We start from the raw sequence: 3,944 nt of genomic DNA on the forward strand, positions 1-3,944 counted from the left end.
GGGGCGGCTGGGCGAGGCGGTGACGCTGCGGGTGGGCGCTCGCGCCGCCGGGCTGACGAAGTCCGGCTGGGATGACGAAATGCTCGCCGCGGGCAAGGGGAGCATCCGCTTCGTGCTGGCGGGCATGCTGGTGGCGGCGGGGGCGCGGTTCCTCAAGCTGCCTCCTCCGGCGCAGGAGACGGTGGACCTGGCGGCGCGCTCGGTGGTCATCGTGGCGGTGGCGCTGTTCGTGCTGCGCTTCCTCACCCGGGCCGCGCGCTTCCTGGAGGACAAGGTCGCGAAGTCACCGGAGGGCACGGACGTGGCGAGGGTGCGTGGCCTGCGCACGCAGCTGGCCATCCTGCGGCGCGTGGTGGAGGTGGCTGTGGTGCTGGTGGCCGCGTCGCTGCTGCTCCTCCAGTTCGAGGCGGTGCGCAACGTGGGCGTGTCGCTGCTGGCGTCCGCGGGCATCGCGGGCCTGGCCATTGGTCTGGCCGCGCAGAAGTCCCTGTCCACGCTGTTCGCGGGCATCCAGCTGTCCATCACGCAGCCCATGCGCATTGGCGACACGGTCATCATCGAGAACGAGTGGGGGTGGATCGAGGAGATCACCCTCACCTACGTGGTCGTGAAGGTGTGGGACCTGCGCCGGCTGGTCATCCCCATCACCCAGTTCCTGGAGAAGCCGTTCCAGAACTGGAGCAAGGTGTCGCCGGAGATCCTGGGCACGGCGGAGCTGTACGTGGACTTCCGCACGGACGTGCCGGCGGTGCGCGCGGAGCTCAAGCGCATCCTGGAGCAGGAGTCCAAGGGGCTGTGGGACGGCAAGGTGCAGGGGCTCCAGGTGACGGACCTGAGCGAGCGCACCATGAAGCTGCGCGCCCTGGTGAGCGCCGCGGACTCCGGCAAGGCGTTCGACCTGCGCTGCCTGGTGCGCGAGAAGCTGGTGGCCTACCTCCAGGCCCAGCCGCACGGACTGCCGCTGCTGCGCGCGGAGGCCACGCCCCTGCCCCTCCCGGAGGAGAAGGCCGTGGGACCAGCGCTGCTGGCCGCGCGGGCGGCCAACACCTGAGACCTCAGTGCCACGTGCCCACGGAGAGCCGGCGCTCCTCCGCGATGGGCTGGAGCCGCTCGCGCAGCTGTTCGCGCACCTGGTGGAGCCACCAGCCCACCGTGCCCGTGGAGCGGCCCACCTGGGCTCCGATGCTCACGTAGGAGCGCCCCTGCGCTCGCAGGTGGAAGACCTCCCGCTGCTGCGGCGGGAGACGCTCCACCGCTTCGCGCAGGTCCTTCTCCTGGATGAAGGTCCAGAGCTCGCAGCCCTCGGCCTCCTCAGGGTCGTCCGCCAGCACCGTCACCCAGCCCGCGTTCACCGCCTTGCGCTGCTCCGCGCGGTGGTGGCGCAACAGGCTGATGGCCCGCGTGTTGATGACCCGCCCCGTCCACGCTCGGAAGGCCTCCGGCCCCTGCAGGTGCAGCCGCTCCTTCCACGCCTCGTCCAGCGCGTGCTGCACCAGGTCCTCCGCGTCCGCCGCATTCCCCAGGATGCGCTGGGCGTGCTTCAAGAGCCCTGAACGGAATTGGATGACCAGCTCCGCGAACGTCTGCATCTCTTTGTCAGCCATGGAAGTGCCCCCCGAGCTCCGTTTCCGCGCGGGACCATGATGACAAAACCTTCCAATACGGACATGGCATTCTTTGCGGGGATTACCCAGAGTGTCTGGAAACCCTATCCCACCCGGCCATTTCCGCCTCCAACGCCCCGAATGCATCCAGTGTCTGTCTTTTGGATGTCCATCCAGGGCAGGTGCACATGGGTTCCCGACAGAAGCGCGCCGGGATGATCAGCAGTCGTCATCCCGGGCGAAGACTCACGACGACGGCCCTCCAGGGTGATTGACCCTGGGGCAAAACGCCCCGGTGTGGCGAGCCCCCTGGTCGGATGGGGCAGAAAGCCCCGGCTCGAGGCATGAAACACACGTGAAACACGGCAGGGTTCTTGCTGACCGCGTGAGCAGGAAGGCGGCAATCGCTCATGCTCGAACAACGGCGCCCGGAGTCGGCCGTCCGCGACGTGCTTCCCTATCGGAAGCCGAAGCTGGGACGGGACTACTGGATCAAGGACAACGCCCTGCCCAACGCGCTGGAGGTCTACGAGCGCAACCTGGCCCGCGAGGACTGGACGATGGGCGCCCCGTGGCGGCCTGAAATCTGGCCCGGCATCCGCGCCCCCCATGCGCTCACGCCCGCGGAGCTGGCCCCCATCGAGCAGTGGATCCGCGAACAGGCCGGCGTGCGCGCCCTCAAGCAGGAGGCCCCGTCCCAGGGCGCGCTGTCCCACAACCACGTGCAGCTCGTAGGGGAGAAGGAGTCCACCGCGAAGCCGCACGTGGACTCGCTGGCGCTGTGCGACTTCGCGGGCGTCATCTACCTGCACCCGAAGCCGCCCGTGAGGCACGTGGGCACGTCCTTCTACCGGCTGCGCATGCCCGGCGGCGGCCTGGGCGGCAACACCTGCCCTCCCGGCTGCGTCAACCTCACCCAGGCCTTCGGCGTGACGAAGCTGCCCGCCAACGCCTGGGCGCAGGACATGGAGGTGGAGAACGTCTTCAACCGCCTCATCGTCTACCGAGCCGACTTCGTACACTCGGCGACCGCGTACTTCGGGCAGGGCGACAAGCGGAACAAGCGCGCCACCGCCCTGTTCTTCTGGAAGGCCGTGCGCTGAAGCCGGCTACGCCAGCATCCGCGCCAGCATGTCCGCGCTGCGCTCGCTGCTGAACTGCTCCTCCACCTTGCGGCGGCCGGCCTCGCCCAGCCGCACCGCTTCGGCCGGGTCCCGCGCCAGCTTCTCCAACTTCTCCGCCAGCACGGCGGGCGCCTGCGGCGGCACCAGCACGCCGTCCACGCCGTCGTCCACCAGCTCCTTCACGCCGCCCGCGCCCGTCACCACCACCGGCGCGCGCATGGCCATGGCCTCCATGATGGCCACGCCCAGCGGCTCCTGGAGGCTCGCCAGCGCGAACAGGTGCGAGCGCTGGATGCCGTCCTTCACCACGTCCTCGCTCACCGCGCCCAGCAGCGTCACCGCGTCCGTGAGGCCGTCCTGCGCGAGCTTCGCCTCCAGCACCTTGCGGTACGTGGTGCCGCCCGCCTCGTCCTCGCCCGCGATGGACAGCCGCGCGTCGATGCCCTTCTTGCGCAGCATCCCCACCGCGTCGATGAGGTCCGCGTGCCCCTTGCACGGGTTCAGCCGGCCACACGCGAACAGCCGCAGCGGGCCTTCACCGGACCACGGCTCGTAGGCCACCGAGCGCTGGAAGCGCGACAGCTCCACGCCCATGGGCGCCAGCTCGATGCGGTCCGGCAGGCTCCCCGCCAGCTCCTGGCGCACTTCACCCAGCAGCTTCTTGGTGATGACGAAGGCGAACTTCGCGTGCCGCCACTTCTCCCGCTGGTTCGGCCCGTAGTCGTCCAGCGGCCCGTGCAGCGTCATGCTGTACGTGAGCCCGGACAACAGGTGCGCGAACATGGCCACGTGCGCCGCGTTGGCGCAGGAGTGCACGTGCACGTGCGTCCAGCCGCGCTCGCGCGCCAGCGACGCCAGCCGGCCGCCCATCACCGCGAACGCCACCAGCTGCGCGCGACCCTTCGCGTCCAGGCCCTCCGCCCTCGCGATGGAGGCCAGCACCCGCGCCCAGCCCGTGGGCATGGCCCGGGCAATCTCCAGCGCGGCACGCAGCACGCCCAGCGGGGGCGGCGGGGCCAGGTACTCCGTGCGCGTCATGGCCTCGCGCGCCCAGCTGTGGCTGATGATGCGCGCGGGCGGCGGACGGGTGGACACCAGCTCCGGTGACACGCCCTTCCCCGGCAGCGCCTGCAGCTCGCGCCAGAAGAAGATGTGGGTCTGGCCGGGGAACTCGGGAATCAGGTAGCCGATCTTCTGCACCCCTCTTCCATAACAC

The 3,944-nt window shown here is 70.0% G+C and carries 4 protein-coding genes; 2 read left to right on the plus strand and 2 right to left on the minus strand.

What is annotated here, in order from left to right:
- Positions 1 to 1,051: mechanosensitive ion channel family protein (locus D7V77_RS40720; RefSeq protein WP_120581557.1), on the plus strand; the 1,051-nt coding region annotated here is incomplete at its 5' end.
- Positions 1,052 to 1,055: 4 nt separating this feature from the next.
- On the opposite strand, the gene D7V77_RS40725 is transcribed toward D7V77_RS40720, so the two are convergent.
- Positions 1,056 to 1,604 carry an RNA polymerase sigma factor gene (locus tag D7V77_RS40725; protein WP_158624586.1) on the minus strand — a complete coding sequence of 183 codons (549 nt, stop codon included), beginning with the start codon at positions 1,602 to 1,604 and terminating at the stop codon, positions 1,056 to 1,058.
- 410 nt (positions 1,605 to 2,014) lie between these two features.
- On the opposite strand from D7V77_RS40725, the gene D7V77_RS40730 reads away from it, so the two are divergent.
- Positions 2,015 to 2,707, plus strand: a complete 693-nt coding sequence (locus tag D7V77_RS40730) for a DUF6445 family protein (protein ID WP_120581559.1) — start codon at positions 2,015 to 2,017, stop codon at positions 2,705 to 2,707.
- 6 nt (positions 2,708 to 2,713) lie between these two features.
- On the opposite strand, the gene epsE is transcribed toward D7V77_RS40730, so the two are convergent.
- Entirely contained in the window at positions 2,714 to 3,928 is a 1,215-nt protein-coding gene (epsE, locus tag D7V77_RS40735) for an exopolysaccharide biosynthesis GT4 family glycosyltransferase EpsE (protein ID WP_120581560.1), read from the minus strand.
- Positions 3,929 to 3,944: the final 16 nt, after the last annotated feature.

Source organism: Corallococcus sp. CA041A, assembly GCF_003612075.1.
In the GTDB taxonomy this organism is placed as follows: Bacteria; Myxococcota; Myxococcia; order Myxococcales; family Myxococcaceae; genus Corallococcus; species Corallococcus exiguus.